Source organism: Paenibacillus sp. PastF-3 (assembly GCF_029893135.1).
GTDB classification, from domain to species: domain Bacteria; phylum Bacillota; class Bacilli; order Paenibacillales; family Paenibacillaceae; genus Paenibacillus_AQ; species Paenibacillus_AQ nitricinens.
Genome location: NZ_JARXWM010000001.1, coordinates 126136 through 144000, shown reverse-complemented (window position 1 = coordinate 144000; position 17865 = coordinate 126136). Strand labels below are relative to the sequence as shown.

The following is a 17865-nucleotide window of genomic DNA, read 5'->3' as shown; positions in this document are numbered from 1 at the left end:
ACGTTGTTATGAGAAACTAACCTTTAACAGCGCCCATCGTAATTCCTTGTGTGAATGCTTTTTGAAACATTAAGAAAATGGCAATCATAGGAATCGAAGCTAACGCAGCTCCTGCCATTAGCAGTCCATAGTTCGTTGTAAATTCACCTCGAAGTGTCGCTACCCCAAGAGGCAAGGTCATCATCGAAGTTGATCTCGTCATAATAAGCTGACTGAAATAATCGTTCCACGAAGTGATGAAGGTGAATATGGCTAGTGCACCAACTGCTGGTTTTAATAACGGTAAAATGATCGTTCCAAATAATCGAATTTCAGAACTACCGTCAATTTTAGCCGCTTCAATCAGCTCACCCGGAATCGTCTGCGCGAACTGTTTCATCAGAAAAACTCCAAATGGCCAACCAATTGCCGGTAAAATAAGCCCTTTATACGTATTGACCCAACCAAAGTCAGCTAACATCGTAAACAGTGGAACGAGAATCACTTGCTTAGGCAATGCCATAGCGGCAACAAACATCGTGAAGATCATTCCTCGTCCTGGAAATGATTTCTTTGCGAGAACATATCCGGCGCAGGAAGAGACAATACAGATCGCAGCCATTTCTGCAAAAGCAATAATAAAGCTATTAAACATCCAGCGTTCTACGGGATTCTTAAATAATTCTGTCCAGTTCTGAAGCGTCGGCTTTAATGGAAACCACTCCGGTGGGATAGTCGTGGCTACCGTTTGAAGTTTAAAGGCCCCTGAAACTACCCAATAAAAAGGAAAGATAAAAAATAGTGTAGCCAATATCAACAGGATGGTAGCTATTATTTTTGGTATTGTTAATTCTTTTTTCCATACGCTTGCTTTCTTAGGCCGGACAATAGGTGCTTTCAGTTCTAGTGGATTTGTAGAATTCATGCTGTCCCCCTCCTTAATACTCAACATCGCTGCCAAAGTATTTGAATTGAATGATAGAAATGATCCCAATTACAATTGCGAGTATGACACCCATGGCTGAGGCATATCCGAAATGACCTAACATAAAGGCTTGTTCGTATACACCATACATAACGGTTGAGGTGCTATATACAGGTCCACCTGAGGTAAGGAGTTGAATCAGTGCAAAGCACTGAAAGGTATTAATCGTGGTAATCACGATAATATATAAGTTCGTTGGCATCAGCATCGGCCATAATATTTTCCGGAAAATTTGCCAAGGGGTTGCCCGATCAATCTCTGCTGCTTCAATGTAAGAGGTAGGAATGTTACCAATAGATGCCACATATAAAATGATCGGTTGCCCTACAGAAGTCGTTATTAAAACCACAATAATCGCAAGTAACGCGGTTCTTGTATCCCCTAGCCATGAAACAGGCTCCAGTCCAAACAAACCTGTTAAATAATTCAGAATTCCATAGTTGGGATGATAAATCCAGCCCCACACAACGGTGATACTTACGACCGAAGATACGGCTGGCAAGTAGAACACACCGCGGAAAAATGATCTGGCAAACTCTTTTTTCTTATAGATATTCATTGAAACAAACAGTGAAAAGATAATCACGATTGGTACAGTGATCACTACGAGTAATAAAGTATTTCCCATGGACTTCATGAAATTATCATCTTTAAATAAAGAAATATAATTATCGAGACCAATAAAGCTAAAATCTCTCAACGAGTAATCAAAGAAACTAATATAAACCCCTTTTATCATCGGGTAGGCTACAAACAGAAGAAAAAATCCAAACGCTGGTAATAAGAAAAGATAACTCATCATCCAGTCGCGTATCACATAACCTTTAATTTTGCGTACCGTTGTCCCCACAACCTTCTCCCCATTTCTCTGATGAAAAATAATGATATTTATAAGGTGCGTAGCTTGTAAATATTCATTTTTTTAAAAAGAATAGAGTGCTTCCCGCACTCTATTCTTTTAAACACCATTCACTTTTTATTTCATAGCTGCTTTTGCTTTAGTAATCGCTTCGTTAGCCTTCGTAGCAAAACTATCCAAAGCTTCCTTGCCGGTTGCGCCTCCAGTTAAAGCACGTTGTAATTCAGGGAACCAGAACGTACGAATATCTGCATACCCATCGGCAATCGTTGGTGCATCTGTCGTAAACTTACGAGCATATTCAGCGTATTTATATTCTGGATCGTCATAAAGACCAGTAATCGAATTACGAACCGAGAGACCTCCTGTTTGAATCAAGTTTTTCTTACCCCATACAGGATCATTAGCAATAAAATCAATCAGCTTTTTGGATGCTGCGATTTTAGCCTCATCTCCATTATTGAATACAGCCATACCACCCAGATAAGGCTCAAGCTTAGGTTCCGAACCATCTAGTGTAGGGAATGGAAGGAGAATGTCTTCGAACTGTACCATTTTTTTAGATACGTTCTGTGCTTTTAGTACCGCGGAATAGTTAAGTGTAAAGGCCAATTTCCCTTGCAGGAATAAGTCGTTCACATCAGCAGCCGCAAGTGAAGCTGCACCGGAGACACTGAGTTTATCTTTCGTAGCTTGGACAATCCAATCTAACGCTTTAGCAGCATTATCAGTATTGATAGCGACTGCTGAGTTATCTTCATTTAAGAATCGGGATACCCCTAAGTTAGCAAGATAAGCGCGAGTGCCTTGGTCTCCAGCTTGGCTCTTCGCGAAGAATCCTGTAGGAATAACGTCTGGTGCCTTTTCTTTTACGGCTTCCAACGCCTTTTTATATTCTTCAAACGTCCAGGTTCTATCTTCCTTATCCAGAGGAAGTAAATCTAGCGCGCCAATCTTTTCAAAAATAGACTTATTAACAGCCATCATAAAAGGTGCTGTGTTGATCGGGTACATAAAGATGTTGCCGCCTACACTTGACTGCTTCCAAAAAGCTTCTGAAATATCATTCTTCACTTCATCCGTCACCATGTCGTTAAGCGGTGCAAGCAAATCCTTTTTACCCCAATCGATAATCCGTCCAGGCGCATCATAGATCACATCGGGTGCAGTATTCGAAGCAATTGCGACATTCAGTTTTTCTGGGCCGCCTTCAAAGGTGATCATCTCAAGGTTAACTTTAATTTCAGGATTCTTCTCATTAAAAGCTGCAATGATTTCCTTCTCATACTTGCCTACTTCACCATCTAAAGCTTGAAAGCTCGGAAAATTCCACCAAGTAATTTCTACTGGTTTAGCAGCAACTTCAGTTGCTGCGGGCTCTGTCTTGTCAGCATTATTACTTGGTGTAACTGCTGAATTCGCTGTGTTCGTATTTCCACATGCAACTAACTGTGTACCTAAAAGTGCGACACCAACAATACTCATTAGCCCTTTTTTCATTGCTTTCATGTGCTACCCCCAATTATTTTTTGTGGAATAAAGTACGGCTCTTATTCCTTGCGCTAATCATAAATCAATTGCAAATTCAGGAGAATCCCACTCCTTTTACTTTTAGGGTTCTTTTCTGACATTTCCCTTCAAACTGTACCTCTTCAATGTTATAATACATTACACATACCACTTATTAACAATTTAATTTATAATTTTTCACTTTTCCGCCTTAATGTAACCCTTTTAATCTTACATCAAATGACATTTCCTAACGAATGATCCACTATAACTCTAGTCTTCCGGAGGGATTTCATGTACAAACTAATGATTGTAGAGGATGAGCCATTAATTCGAACAGGCTTAAAACATTATTTTGCTTGGGAGGAGCTCGGGGTTCACAACATTATTGAAGCAGAGAATGGAAAAGAAGGCATAGCCACCGCACTACGTGAAAAGCCAGATTTGGTGATCACCGATATCCGGATGCCTGAAATGGATGGGCTTCAAATGATTGAGCAGATTCGTGATCTGCTTCCTGATACATTATTTATCATTTTGACGGGATTCAACGATTTCCAATACGCTCAGAAGGCTATACAACTAGGGAATGTACATGCTTTTTTGCTTAAGCCTTTGGAATACGAAGAAAGCCTTCTAATAATACAAAAATGTATAAACAAGCTTCAGCTAAAGCGGCAAGACCGATTAAAACGTTCCACGCTGGAAGGAGCACAATTTGTAAAACTGTTACTAGAGGAAGAAGATGCAGTAATCGATGATGCTCTAATCCATAAACTATGTAATTTCAACAGTAACTACTATCTTTATCTGCCCTTTGTTTTGACAGGTATCCCTATGAGAGAAAATGTGGAGAAGTTTATTCATAACGCAGTGGGCGAGTATCTGCTTGCCACTACACCGCACTCTATTTTTACATATTCATTAAAGACAAAGCTCTATGGTCTTATTGTATTGGGATCTCCGTCTTCTACTGACAACTTCCCTCTACAAGCTCAAGTGCAGACACGAATTGACCAATATCTGAAGGCGCTTACGCTAGAACATCACCTAGGCCTCTATTTAGTAATAGGTAAGACGACGGAGAACCCTGCACAAATAAATACTTTGCTGCACGAGTCTGATCGAATGTTATATCAACGCTTTTACAAAAGAGATTGCAGGTTATTCTATGTGCCACAATGGATAGAAAACTCAAATTCTATGAAACCATCCCTAATTCAACTAGATGAGAATGATAAGAAACGAATGATTTCCTGCATAGAAAGTGCTAACGAACAAGAGACGCTTCAGCTAATGCACCGTCTGGCTCAAGATATTCTAAGTAAAACTGATGTCTCTTCTCCTGATTACTGGCTCGCATTTCTTCATGAAACCCTAAGTGTTATCATCCGCTTCGCCAATAAAAACCACATCCATATCGAAGGTGTGTACAGCGAAAAGCTCCTGAACCTTACCTTTGTGGATGATTTCGATTCGCTTGAGACGCTTTTCGACTGGCTTGGCAGATGGATGATTCATTTGGGGATTGTTTATACCGAAGGTCTGACGCATAACCACCAACAGGATGTGATCATCTTCGAACATATTAAATCCTTCATAAAAGAAAATATTGATCAAGACGTGACTCTGCAGATGGTAGCAGATCGATTCTTCTATAATCCATCTTATTTAAGCCGCCTCTTCAAGCGGAAACTCGATAAGAACTATATGCGATTTGTAACTGAAATCCGGATGGAATATGCGCAGGAATGCTTAAAAAAACCGGAGATTCTAGTGACCGATGTCTGTACCATGTGTGGTTATAAAAGCTATAAGCATTTCGTTAAAACATTCCGAAGTATCACGAATATGACCCCATCAGATTATAGAAAACAATCAGGCTGGTGATGACCAAATGATGCAGATTGAGCAACCCAAGCGACGATACCGGATGCGACATGTCAATCGTCAAATTTTCATGCTGATGATCTTGACCATTACCATTCCACTCCTGATCATATCCGCAATCATTTATATCTTTTCAAACCAAGCCGTCAAAAATGAATATCAGAGCAGCTCTAATCTGATCCTTAATAACCTATCATTTAATATTGACCAATATCTTCAAAGCATTGATAAAGGGACACTGAACGCACAGGTAGATAGCCAGCTCCAAACCGCACTGGAGCATTGGACGATCCATAAAGACGACGTCGGAAACGACCTGAATATTCAGTACGGAAACACGATTGAGCATTTCATCAGCGGGATTGAGATGACAATTAAAAATGTGGATAGTGTGCAGATTTTTGCAGGATCGCGTGTATTCTACTCTGCCAATTTCAACCGTGCGGATTATGATGTGAAGGATTATACGCATGAGGATTGGTATTTACAGACCCAGCAGAAAAAAGGCGGGGTGATCCTGTTTGGCAGCCATGTTCCCTTCTATCGCACCAACTCCAAGCAATCCGTCATTTCTATCGCCCGAGTAATTAATAAAAAAGGAAGCAAACAGCTCATAGGCGTCATGTTAATCGATATCCGTTTGGATTCATTACGGGAAATCTTAAAGCTCTCGGAGAATAGCAAACGAAAATTCATTATTTTAGACGATAAGGGCGGTAGTGTTTACAGCTCTGATATCATGGAGACCTCACCCTTACAGCCCATCCCTATAGAACCTCAGACGCTTAATACTTTTATGAGTAATGATACGGGGAGCTTTTATGGTACTTTTGACGATAAGGACTCGTACATTAACTTTGTTACGTCTCCCTATTCCAACTGGAAGGTCATTCAGTATATTGATGAAAAAGAAATGACTAAGCAAGCTACTTTTCTCGGAAAAATCATTTTAACCTTAGCTCTCTTGTCGCTTGTCACTGCGATCTTATTCATGTATATCCTATCGGAGCGTGTCACTAAGCCCATTATTCTCTTAAGCCGAAAGGTCAAGCTGGTGGGGATGGGGAACTTTGATGTGGATTTGTATAGTAATCGTCAAGATGAGTTTGGTGTTCTATACAATGGAATCCGTAAAATGGTGAAAGACCTGCAAAATTATATCGAGCGATCTTCTATGGCCAAAGCACAGCAAAAAGTAGCTCAATATGGCGCCCTTAAAAGCCAAATCAATCCACACTTCCTTGCGAATGTACTTGAATCTATTCAAATGAAAGCCATCATTAATGGGCAAAGAGAGATTGGCGAAATGGTGGGGATTGTAGGTAGATTGTTTCGGATTCATATCCAGACCGGAAAGATAACCGTAACCTTGCGAGAAGAACTTGAGCACGTCCGGTTGTATGTAAAGATCCAGCAATTACGTTTCGGGGACAAAATTCAATATATTGAACAGCTAGAACCTAATACCGAAATCATTAAAGTCATGCACTTTTCCCTTCAACCCATCGTTGAGAATGCTATCGTCCATGGACTGGAGTGTCGAAGTGAACCGGGTCTCCTTGAAGTCTCCACGATGATTTCGGGGGATGACATGCTAATTATCGTTAAAGATAACGGAATTGGTATCGATGAAGAGAAACTTAAACAGTTACGTCTTCGTCTCTCTCAACCATCAGACACCCTAGATGAAGATCATATTGGTATAAAAAATGTTCATGATCGTATTCAATTTCATTTTGGTGAACAGTACGGAATTGAAATCACCAGTCAAGTAGGAAAAGGAACGACGGTGGTCCTCCGGCTCCCAGCATAATCCTAAACATTCTGCTCAGTGATTCCTGCTTCAGGATCGAAGGTAAGCATTTTCGTTGCTATTTTATCGATGAAGAAGCGGTCATGACTGACGGTAACTACGGCCCCCGGGAAATGAATGAGTGCCTGCTCCATCACCTGAATACTCGTCAAATCCAAATGATTGGTTGGTTCATCCAAAATAATGACAGCCGCGCCAGAGAGAAGGCATTTCGCTAACGCTACTCTGGCCTGCTGTCCACCTGACAGACTGCCGATCGTTTTGCTCAGATCCATTTCTGAGAATTGCAGCATCGATAAGAATTTGTTCACTTTTTTCCGCGGAGCGTCAAGTCCCAGCCCATACACATTGACGGCATGACTGACAGTATCCTTAACATCCAGTTCATCCCACATACGATTGAAATAAGCATAGCTAACTCCGCGTTCCCATGTCACTTCACCCGTTTCAGGCTCTTCTTGCCCAGTCAATACCTTAATAAGTGTCGACTTCCCGCTTCCGTTAGGCCCCACAATAGCTATCCGATCTTCCTTTTGAATATCAAAGCTAATGTTCTGGAATATCGTCCGACCATCATAGCTTTGTCCAATTCCCTTCACTTCACCAAGCTTGTCCGGAAACCGTAAATTACTATAGATATCGGTGATCAGCACGTTCACTGGATGAGGCTCCACGCGTTTTTTCATATCGGTCAGCTTACGTGATAAACGATCCTTAGAGGATTTTTTGGTCCCGCGAGTTTCAATGGCCTCCGACTCCATAAGCAGCAGCTCTTCTTCCCACTCGAATTGACGATCAAGCACCTTTTTGCGCATCTTCTTTTTACGAACATAGTCGGTGTAATTGCCTTCATATTCCTGAAAATGATAATTCTCGATTTCTATCGTCCGCGTGACTACTCTGTCAATAAATTGCCGGTCATGGGAGACGAGAATCATCGCCCCATTAAAACGGTGCAGCCACTGCTCCAGCCATACGATCCCTTCGATATCCAAAAAGTTAGTAGGCTCATCGAGCAATACGACATCGGGCATTTCAATTAAGACTTTAGCCAGTGCTGCACGGTTCCTCCAGCCTCCCGATAACTCATCTACAGGTTGATGCCGTGATTTTTCATTGAAGCCCAACTTCGTCAGAACAGTGTTGATTTCTACAGATACATTCCAGCCATCCAAATGATCCATTTGTTCAAAAAGCGCCGCTTGCCGCTCTAAAAGTGTATTCATCTGGTCATCATCCGTCACTTGCCCAAGCTGTTCCCCGATTTGGTTAAGCTCCTGTTCGATGAGCGCTACCTGCTCGAAGCACAATTCTAACTCTTGCTGTACAGACAAGGACCCGGAAAGCTCCGAGAATTGAGAGAAATAACTGATCTTCACATTGGGATCTAACTCTACTTTCCCTGCTGTTGGCTCCTCTTTTCCCATCATCAGTTTAAAAACAGTAGACTTCCCCGCACCATTTCGTCCGATTAACCCAATTCGTTCACCCTTGCTCACTCGAAAATATATATCTCGAAAAATCAAAGTATTTTCATATTTCTTAGTTACGTTCTCCATACGGATTACGCTCAAATCTATCACCCCTAGTTCATATAGATCAAAATACAGCTCAGAACACTCAAAGAGCTATTATAGCACTATTTTAAAAAAGGACTTTATAATCATATTTAATCTTCTAGAAAACAAAAAAAGGTCGCTGTCAGCGAACCTTTATCTGCATTACGAATTCCAGCACATTCTCACTCTCATCACTTGTTGCTTATTTTCTCAGAATATCAATATACTCTTCTTTCTCGCGATCAGGCCCCGCATCAAGCTTCAAACGCAAGGATTTCGGGTGATCCAAAACATTACTGCTGAAGTAACTTATAAAGCCATCCTCACTGCCACTACCGCCAATCGAATTATTTTTCATTTCGTGTTTCCCAATCCGTGATGTCAACTCACTAGGCGTCTCTCCAAAAATTTCATTCCTGATCTCCCAATCGGTTTTTAATGCCTCGCTTAACGTAAATTCAACTACTATACTTAAAGGAGATAGCTCCACCTGTGCAAGATTCACTTCATGCCCGTCAATCAAAAAAGGCTGATTTAGAACTACTGTCTCGGTCTTCTGCTCCCAAAATTTCGAATCAATAGCGAAGCTCACCTTTAAACGATCAGAATAGCGCATGTCAGCTAGGTCCGTTCCCGTTTTTGGTTTTGCTAGCATTCCTGGGTCCACTGATGCAATCTGAAAATTCGCCACCAACTCTTTTGGAAATGCTTTATTCTTATCTAGTGGATAGATAGTTTTTCCGAGCCATGTATAAATACTATCCACAGCATGTAAACCCATCCCACCTCTACTCCCATTTTTATCCACTACACTCTGTCCCGTCACAGCATCTGTCAGCCATACACTATTCACATCGTAAATTTCCTGACCATCACTTGTATTCCCTGTATACAGCAGTATAATTTTATTTTCATCAGCGATTACAGCATTTAGAGTGATTTTATATCCGTTTTTCTCAGCACTCTTATTCACGATTTGCACATAATCGTTTCGAATAGCAGATTCTAACGTAAGGGCATCCACATCAGATTCAGCCAACTTTTTAAAAGGCTCCAGTACACCCCAATCACTTGATTCAATACTTGTAGAGGCTTGTTGAGGCATCCATTGGGTTGGATTAAAGAAGAGTAAACCTGCAATCAAAACAGATGCAGTCAGTACAGCCATAGCGCTTCTAGCGAGCACTAGCTTTTTTCCGCGCTTTTTACCTAGTTCGAGTCCTGCTTGAATGGCATAGATTTGTGCGGCTGCACTCTCTTGTTTTTGCTCCTGTGGGATTCGTTCAGCATCGATTAACATGGCAAGCTCCTCCTGACTACTCATGGTTCCAATCACCCCGATTCTTAATGATCATTCTTAACTGCTTGAGTCCTTTATGCTGCCATGTCTTGACCGTTCCTTCAGGTTTATCCAGAATGTTAGCGATTTCGCTTAAGGTCATATCGTTGTAGTATTTAAGCAGCAGCACATGGCGATACTTGGGCTTAACCTGTTCGAGTGCCCACAGCATTTCCATCCGATGATGGCCAATGTGCGTAACCCGCTCACCGATTCTCTCGTCAACAAGCGGCATAGAGCGTTTTCTGCGTCTTTGTTCATCTATACAGACATAAATCAGGATCCGAATGATCCATGATTTGAATGCTTTAGGATCCTTTAACGTTTTTCTTTTGATCCACGCCCGGCAAGTCATTTCCTGCATCGCTTCAAGCGCATCATTCCGGTTACGCAAGTAGCTATAGGCAATACTGTATAGTTGTTCTCTATGTACTAATATGGAATCGTAGAAATCCGTCTCGCTCCGAGCATCAAGAATCGTTACCTTCTTCATTTCTGCATTAGTCATCGTCATTTCCTTCCTTAGCCCCCTCTCCTAAACCTCTCATAGATTAAGACGGAGAGGGTATAGAAACGGTTTTTATTTGTATTAACTTGTTTTGGGCTGAGCACCTTAAAATTATAACATTCTATAAAAAATGAACGATAAATGTTATGATAGATAAAATTGGACATAATCAATAGTACGCACTTAAAAGTACCATAGGCACTAAAAAGTGCCCATACATTGGAGGCTATCATGACAACAACACCAACAACATCATCAACCGTCAAGAAAAAATATAATATTTCTGTTGAAGCCACACTCGAAGTCATCGGAGGAAAATGGAAATGCGTAATTCTTTGTCATTTAACGCATGGCAAAAAACGCACATCAGAATTGAAACAATTGATGCCAGGCATTACTCAAAAAATGTTGACACAGCAGCTTCGAGAGTTAGAGGCTGATGGAATCATCAACCGAATCGTATACAATCAGGTTCCGCCAAAAGTGGAATATGAGCTTAGCGAGTATGGGGATAGTTTAAGCGATATTTTGACTTCTCTCTGTAATTGGGGAGAACAACATATCATTAAGCAGTATGGCGATAAATATGCTGTTCTGGAGGACAACATTTTAAATAAATAATTAGTGGAACCTTAAGTTCACTCTTAATAAACCCCATCCATAATGGTTGGGGTTTTTTGAGGATTATATTACGCCATCTCCACCAATAGCAGTTGCTGTAAATGATATGGGTCCAAATATATTTATAGGCAAGTCGCTATCATTCTGAATTACCAGTTCATAGTTGTGGATTCCAATATAAGGACCATCAACCCACTGAACATTTAATTGAATATCAGTAGTTGTAGTAAAACGAAAAAAGGAGCTATAAATATCGACTCCAGCACGTCGGATTAAAACAAGAAATTGGCTATCAGCAAGTGCAGTAAGACTAAAACTACCATTTAACTCGACTCTGCTGGAGAAAGAGGCCGGATTAGCCGGACTAATATTTACTTGCGTGGTGGCTAGACCCGCTCCAGCTCCAGGAATCCCTGCAACCGTTATAGCAGTAGTAAACGGGTCTAACGGGATTTTTGCCTGTGACCCATAACTTATAATTGTCGCCATTGTTCATCACTCCATTTCAAGGTTATAGATTAGTATATTGTGAATCCGCAATGATAGATTGGACTTAATTCCTGATGATTATAAACATTTAAGTTATACCTTTACTAGATTATAAAACCTGGTTCCTTCGAATATCACCCTCTAATTTCCACCTATTGACAAACTCACTCATCAGAATTACAATTACCCAAATATCATGAACAACGCTGACAAAGGGTAAGTAGACAACCGAACATGGACTTCAGAGAGCCGGTGGTTGCTGCGAACCGGTGTCCAGCGCTTGATCGAATGGCCTTTAGAGTTGCTCTTCCGAACCATCTTGCTTGGATGCTGTAGGAGAAGCCGGGGTTCCCGCCGTTATCAAGGGACCTGTATCCGAGATTATCTTTAACCCTCTTTCGTACAGGTAAGAGAAGATCGTAAAGCCAACGAAACGTATGGTAACACGATCAATTAAGGTGGTACCACGACAACTTCGTCCTTATTGGATGAGGTTTTTTTGTCATTTTAAGGAGGTGATGGCCATGGATGATGGCTGGTGGTGGCGATTCAATGTTAATCAGAAGCGACAAAACAGGAGGAATTTAAATGATAAAAGAACGTGTATTAACTGGAGATCGAGTGACTGGAAAGCTGCACCTTGGCCATTACGTCGGCAGCTTACAGAACCGAGTAACTCTACAGGAGCAATATGACACTTTTGTGTTTCTAGCAGATATTCAAGCCCTAACGACTCACTTTGATCGGCCTCAACACCTTGCTCAAAACTTGAATGAAATCACACTGGACTATTTATCAGCGGGTATTAATCCAGATAAAGCAACCCTATTTATTCAATCTATGGTTCCTGAGATCGCTGAGCTGACCGTCCTATTCTCCATGTTTGTTACTGTGAATTCGTTAAGGCATAATCCCACGATTAAAGCCGAATCGAAAAATTCCAGCTTAGATGAACTGTACTACGGTTTTCTTGGTTATCCAGTTAGCCAGGCTGCGGATATAACCTTTTGTAAAGCAACGATTATTCCTGTAGGAGAAGACCAGCTTCCCCATCTGGAGTTGACCCGCAAAATCGTACGTAGATTCAACGAGCTGTACAGCCCCATCCTTGTGGAGCCTAGAGCGCTCATCAGCGGGACGCCAAGACTAGTAGGAACAGACGGCAACGCTAAAATGAGTAAAAGCCTAGGCAATGCTATCGAGCTGGACTCTACAAAAGAAGAGATCACCTTCAAGATCCGTAAAGCCATAACCGATCCAGCCCGTGTTCATAAAAATGATCCTGGGCATCCAGATATTTGTCCCATTTATGCTTATCATCGTGCTGTTCGTTCACATGGCGCCCCAGAAATTCACGATAGCTGCGAAAGTGGCAGTATAAGCTGTTCTGCCTGTAAGCAGCTTATCACGGCAGCTCTAGACCAGCTAATTGAACCAATGCGTGAGCGGCGCTCCTATTATGCTGCCAGACCCAAGGTTGTTGAGGATATCTTATTATCCGGAACAAAGCGTGCCTGCGACATCGCTCAAGAAACGATGTCTGAAGTACGCGGGGCTATGGGCCTTAATTATTTTTCAAAGTAAAACTGATCTCTAAGGGTAATAAAAAAACGCCGGACTCTCTACTGAAGAGAGCGCCGGCTGTTTTTATAAGAAAATATTATTTAATATGGACTTCCTCTTACAGCACCCAATTCCCTTTACGGAATACCGGCTCAATCGTACCATCTGCCAATTCTCCATCAATATCCAGCTCAGCAGAACCAATCATGAAATCGACATGCGTTAAGCTGACATTAGCGCCTCTTGCGACAAGCTCTTCATTCGTAAGCTTTGTGCCGCCTTCAATATTGACAGGATAAGCACTTCCCAATGCAAAATGGCAGGAGGCATTCTCATCAATCCCTGTATTGTAGAAAATCCTATTTAAGCGCGAGATGGGAGAATCATGCTGCACTAAAGCCACTTCTCCTAGATAGGATGCGCCTTCATCCGTTGCCAGCAGCGAAGTCAGATGCTCACGTCCGGATTCAGCTTCATATGCTACTACTTTTCCATCTTTAAAAGTGAATGAAAGTCCTTCTACCAGACGTCCGTTCAGATTCAAAGGAAGTGTACTTCTAACTGTACCATTCACACCTGTACGATGCGGCATGGAATAGATCTCTTCCGTTGGCATATTAGCCACGAAATACACGCCTTTATCATTCTCTCCGCCGCCTCCACGCCATAAATGTCCTTCCGGAAGCTCCACATGCAGATCCGTACCCGGAGCGCGGTAATGCAGGCTTTTATAACGCTTAGCGTTCATTCTATCCTGACTTTCTTTCAATTGACCGATATGTTCTCTCCATGCGGCAACCGGATCCTCGCTACCTACACGATTCATCTGGAATACCGCTTCCCACATCGCTTCCACTCGATCTTCCTCAGGGAGATCGGCGAACACCTTGTTCGCCCAAGCGCGCGTTGGAGCCTTAACGAGAGACCAGCTAATTTTGCTATTACGAGTGTATTTAGAGTAGTTCTTACGAGCAACCGCTGCCGCTTTAACTGCTCTTGACACTTTGGAAGAATCAATACCATTGAACAATTCCGGATCTGGTACTTTAATATGTAAGATGGCGCCGTTCTCTTCCGCAAACTTCTCCATCATTTCTGCTTGCCACTGTGGATAGTAATCAAAGGAATCTTCTGGAGCTTTTTCGTAACGAATACGTGTAGTCGCTTCATCTTCCCAATCAACAATTACATATTTTGCACCTGCTTCATAGGCTTTACCTACAATCAAGCGAGTAAGCTCTGCCGTTTCAATAGGTGCATGCACCATCAAAACTTGTCCAGGCTGTACATTTACCCCTACTTTTACAACCAGGTTCGCATATTTCTCTAACATGACATCAAAATCTTTCATGAATTCTCTTCCTCCATCTCTATGGTTGCTTTACTGTCGCACCAAAGCACCGGAGCTCCTTAACAGCAGACGGTCAGCTTCGCTTCTTATTTTAACGCAAAATGCTTAGAGTTGCGATTCGATATAATAAAGCGGCCCCCATGAAAGGAACCGCTCACGTAAATCCTTATTTTTTATCCACTTGCAGCAACGTTACGGTCTTTAAAGAATAGGTATGCCTAATCTTGTCCTCAGAGATTACGTTAAGCTTGGTCAAACTTGCTACCTTCGCGGGATCTGATTTGGAGAGCATACGCCACACTTCAGGGTCTGATAAGGTTTCATATAGCTTGAGATCATCATATTCTTTGCGATTTTGCATCACAAGCTTCACTTTGTAGCTTCCGATTTCAGTCTCGGTGGCCCCCTGCTCACTGCAATAGCTTAGAATATCCTGCCGAAGCTCTGCCAACTCTTTTTCAATTTCCTTTTGCTTTTGCTTCAGTCGATAATACTGCTGCACCTTTTTCTCCATCACTTCACGCTCCTCTATAGACATATGTATGCCGGAAGCGCTAAATAAATAAGTTGAGTTCCCTATCATAAAATTTTATAATGAGCCGGGAAAGCTAGTTTGCAGCAGACTACATTATTCCACAAAAACAATGATTCGGCAGGTGACTTATGTTTCATTCTTACTTTTTCCCCATTTCTTATGCCTTTATGTTGTTTCCTATAGCGGCATTGATCTTCACACTCCCATTTTTAATCGTCCAATACCGTAGACACGGCTACATCCATAAGCTTAGAGCTTTAATTCTATACTTATTGCTGCTCTATCTGATGAACGCTTATTTTCTCGTTTTGCTTCCGATGCCTTCCTCAAGACATAATATGGCACCTTCGGGAAGTATCATGCAGCTTGTCCCTCTTCAATTCATACAAGATATTATTGAGGGTTCTAAGATCATACCTGATCAGATTTCAACGTATTGGTCGTTACTGCGTGAGCCTGCTTTTTTACAGGTGATATTTAACATCGCTTTGACCGTGCCGTTTGGATTGTTTCTGGGCTACTATTTCCGAACGCGCTGGGGAATGTGTATTCTCTTGTCTTTCATACTTTCGTTATCTTTTGAGGTCACTCAGGTTACAGGCATCTACGGCTTTTTTGATCATCCCTACCGTCTATTTGATGTTGATGATCTTATTACCAACACGCTGGGAGGAATCTTTGGATTCCGAATTGCGATCTGGATAAACGGGTTACTGCCACGCATAGAACAACTGGATACGAATATCGATCGTTCTGCCAAAAGAGTCTCCTATACCCGCAGAGGGATTGCCTTTTTCATCGATAGTATGGTGTGGATCATTGGGTTTGGTGTACTTTATGGATTCGATATTAAAAGTGCTTTCTGGATTGTAACAGGGATTTACTTCATCCTGATTCCAGCTTTCACGGGTGGGCGGACCTTAGGCAAATGGATTGTACGTATTCGGGTGACGAACAGAGGTCATCGGGCTTCTTTCTGGGCGCTTATGATCCGATATGGTCTGCTATATTGGGTAATACTTGGACTTCATGCTATTGTTATCGATTCTGATGTGACGGGGCTTCTATCTTCACCATTGAGAACGGTCGCTTATCTCTTTGTTCTACTGGTCGATTTAGTTTTCTTTACTCATTTAATCATTAAGGTATTCAAAAAAGATGACCAGCTAATCTATGAGAAATTAAGCCGAACCTCGCATGTTATTTCATGGCCTGAGAAAAAATTGCATACCGATGCCTCAAACAGCAGCTCTATAGAGGATTGAAAATCCTCCCATTTATATAGTATTTATACAACGGAATTTATTATAGAATAGGAAGGTAAGAATTCTCAAAATTTAGGAGATGAATGAATGGAAACTACAAGTAGCTTACAGTTATCAAGAAGTCTTCCAGAAGAGCAGGGCATTTCCTCAGCCGCAATATCCAGCTTTATTGATGCAGTCGAGACGCAAAGCTTAGGTCTGCATAGCTTCATGCTTCTACGGCATGGGTATGTGGTCTCTGAAGGCTGGTGGTCTCCTTATAAGTCCGATCTACCACATATGCTATTTTCCCTTAGCAAAAGCTTCACCTCAACTGCAATCGGGTTTGCGGTTACAGAAAAGCTAATTACGCTTGACGATGCAGTCATCTCCTTCTTCCCTGAAGAGGCTCCTGCGACTATCACTGACAATCTATCCAACATGACAATCAGACATCTATTGATGATGGGTACCGGGCATGTCGTGGATACTATGGACACACTTCATAAAAGTGCAGACGGGAATTGGGTTAAAGCTTTCTTCTCAGTCCCAGTGGAGAAACAACCAGGTACACATTTTCTATATAATACCGGCGCCACTTACATGCTGTCCGCGATCCTTCAACGAGTTACTGGCCAAACACTGCTAGAATATCTAGAACCGCGTCTGTTCGCTCCGCTCGGTATTCACGGAGCAACTTGGCAGTCTTGTCCACGTGGAATTAACACGGGGGGATTTGGCTTAAGCATTACCACAGAGGATATCGCTAAATTCGGTCAGCTTTACTTACAAAAAGGGATCTGGAATAGTCAACGAATCCTGCCTGAACAGTGGATTAATGAGGCAACTTCCAAACACATTTCCAATGGCGAAGGCGATCATGACTGGGCGCTCGGATATGGTTATCAATTCTGGAGATGCCAACACGGAGCCTACCGCGCCGATGGCGCATTCGGACAACTCTGCGTTGTTCTTCCTGATCAGGATGCGGTAATTGCGATTACTGCCGCCACCCAAAGTATCCAGGGCATTTTGGATACAGTGTGGGAGCATTTACTACCCAACATGAAGGATGCCCCTCTTCCGGAGGACCAAGTATTAGTAAGTAATTTGGCAGACCAATTAAAAAACTTATCAATAGACCCTCCAAAATTACAGCAGTCATCTTCTCTAGAAGATCAAATTAATGGTATAACCTACACACTCGAGGATAACCAATTTTCACTAGCTACTATCTCTATTTCCTTCAACAATGATGAAGCTGAAGTTACTTTAATCACTAAGCTTGGTGAAAAGAATGTCATTCGAGTAGGCCGAGGACAATGGCTCGAAAGCTTTGCACTCATCCTGGAGCCTTTCATGAACCGGATTTTGTCCAGCTTTACTTGGTCTGCAGAAGATCAGCTTCAGTTGTCCTTGCTATTTGTTGAAATGCCTTTCTTGATTACACTTGATATTAATATTCTAGAGAACATGTTAATCCTAAAGCAGCGGATTAATGTGAATATGGGACCGCTTGAATTCGATGATATCATCGGAAGAATACAATAGGTATAGTTAGTTAATAAAAGAAAGGCCGCTTTGTCCTGTGCAGGAACTTAGCGGCCTTATATCACTTTTT

15 protein-coding genes and 1 other annotated feature are annotated in these 17865 nt (G+C 41.8%); of the genes, 6 read left to right on the top strand and 9 right to left on the bottom strand.

Annotation, left to right across the window (positions count from 1 at the left end):
* Positions 1 to 16: 16 nt before the first annotated feature.
* The 3 genes from M2444_RS00660 to M2444_RS00650 all read right to left on the bottom strand — a co-directional run bounded on the left by M2444_RS00660 (position 17) and on the right by M2444_RS00650 (position 3332).
* Complete coding sequence (locus M2444_RS00660; RefSeq protein WP_280785974.1) at positions 17 to 904, bottom strand: carbohydrate ABC transporter permease; 888 nt, start codon at positions 902 to 904, stop codon at positions 17 to 19.
* A 13-nt stretch (positions 905 to 917) separates the two neighbouring features.
* The gene (locus M2444_RS00655; protein WP_440962122.1) at positions 918 to 1814 is read right to left on the bottom strand and encodes a carbohydrate ABC transporter permease; all 897 of its coding nucleotides are present in this window, start codon (positions 1812 to 1814) and stop codon (positions 918 to 920) included.
* 126 nt (positions 1815 to 1940) lie between these two features.
* Positions 1941 to 3332: an ABC transporter substrate-binding protein gene (locus M2444_RS00650; RefSeq protein WP_280785973.1), complete on the bottom strand. Its 1392-nt coding sequence runs from the start codon at positions 3330 to 3332 to the stop codon at positions 1941 to 1943.
* 294 nt (positions 3333 to 3626) lie between these two features.
* Here M2444_RS00650 and M2444_RS00645 point away from each other — a divergent pair, with 294 nt between their 5' ends.
* Together M2444_RS00645 and M2444_RS00640 are read left to right on the top strand one after the other, a co-directional pair.
* A complete protein-coding gene (locus tag M2444_RS00645; protein ID WP_280785972.1) occupies positions 3627 to 5222 on the top strand; it encodes a response regulator in 1596 nt (531 codons plus the stop codon).
* Positions 5223 to 5229: 7 nt separating this feature from the next.
* Positions 5230 to 7035: a cache domain-containing sensor histidine kinase gene (locus M2444_RS00640; protein ID WP_280785971.1), complete on the top strand. Its 1806-nt coding sequence runs from the start codon at positions 5230 to 5232 to the stop codon at positions 7033 to 7035.
* Positions 7036 to 7037: 2 nt separating this feature from the next.
* Here the strand turns inward: M2444_RS00640 and M2444_RS00635 are convergent, their stop codons facing one another.
* The 3 genes from M2444_RS00635 to M2444_RS00625 form a co-directional block, all read right to left on the bottom strand.
* On the bottom strand, positions 7038 to 8609 hold the full coding sequence (locus M2444_RS00635; protein ID WP_094877155.1) for an ABC-F family ATP-binding cassette domain-containing protein: 1572 nt from the start codon (positions 8607 to 8609) through the stop codon (positions 7038 to 7040).
* Between the two features lie 187 nt (positions 8610 to 8796).
* Positions 8797 to 9918 (bottom strand): DUF4179 domain-containing protein, encoded by a 1122-nt coding sequence (locus tag M2444_RS00630; protein ID WP_280785970.1) that lies wholly within the window; start codon positions 9916 to 9918, stop codon positions 8797 to 8799.
* The gene (locus M2444_RS00625) at positions 9911 to 10447 is read right to left on the bottom strand and encodes a sigma-70 family RNA polymerase sigma factor (protein ID WP_094877153.1); all 537 of its coding nucleotides are present in this window, start codon (positions 10445 to 10447) and stop codon (positions 9911 to 9913) included. The genes M2444_RS00630 and M2444_RS00625 overlap by 8 nt, the downstream gene beginning before the upstream one ends.
* 225 nt (positions 10448 to 10672) lie before the next feature.
* Here M2444_RS00625 and M2444_RS00620 point away from each other — a divergent pair, with 225 nt between their 5' ends.
* Positions 10673 to 11062 carry a winged helix-turn-helix transcriptional regulator gene (locus tag M2444_RS00620; RefSeq protein ID WP_094868629.1) on the top strand — a complete coding sequence of 130 codons (390 nt, stop codon included), beginning with the start codon at positions 10673 to 10675 and terminating at the stop codon, positions 11060 to 11062.
* A gap of 63 nt (positions 11063 to 11125) precedes the next feature.
* Here the strand turns inward: M2444_RS00620 and M2444_RS00615 are convergent, their stop codons facing one another.
* A complete protein-coding gene (locus tag M2444_RS00615; protein ID WP_094868628.1) occupies positions 11126 to 11551 on the bottom strand; it encodes a hypothetical protein in 426 nt (141 codons plus the stop codon).
* A 197-nt stretch (positions 11552 to 11748) separates the two neighbouring features.
* Positions 11749 to 12037 (top strand) — a binding site (T-box leader).
* Positions 12038 to 12139: 102 nt separating this feature from the next.
* On the opposite strand from M2444_RS00615, the gene trpS reads away from it, so the two are divergent.
* Entirely contained in the window at positions 12140 to 13135 is a 996-nt protein-coding gene (trpS, locus tag M2444_RS00610; RefSeq protein ID WP_094877152.1) for a tryptophan--tRNA ligase, read from the top strand.
* Positions 13136 to 13232: 97 nt separating this feature from the next.
* On the opposite strand, the gene M2444_RS00605 is transcribed toward trpS, so the two are convergent.
* Together M2444_RS00605 and M2444_RS00600 are read right to left on the bottom strand one after the other, a co-directional pair.
* Positions 13233 to 14465: an aminopeptidase gene (locus tag M2444_RS00605; RefSeq protein WP_094868626.1), complete on the bottom strand. Its 1233-nt coding sequence runs from the start codon at positions 14463 to 14465 to the stop codon at positions 13233 to 13235.
* 166 nt (positions 14466 to 14631) lie between these two features.
* Positions 14632 to 14979, bottom strand: a complete 348-nt coding sequence (locus M2444_RS00600) for a hypothetical protein (RefSeq protein WP_094877150.1) — start codon at positions 14977 to 14979, stop codon at positions 14632 to 14634.
* A gap of 149 nt (positions 14980 to 15128) precedes the next feature.
* On the opposite strand from M2444_RS00600, the gene M2444_RS00595 reads away from it, so the two are divergent.
* A complete protein-coding gene (locus M2444_RS00595) occupies positions 15129 to 16265 on the top strand; it encodes a VanZ family protein (protein WP_280785969.1) in 1137 nt (378 codons plus the stop codon).
* Positions 16266 to 16352: 87 nt separating this feature from the next.
* Entirely contained in the window at positions 16353 to 17795 is a 1443-nt protein-coding gene (locus M2444_RS00590; RefSeq protein WP_280785968.1) for a serine hydrolase domain-containing protein, read from the top strand.
* Positions 17796 to 17865: the final 70 nt, after the last annotated feature.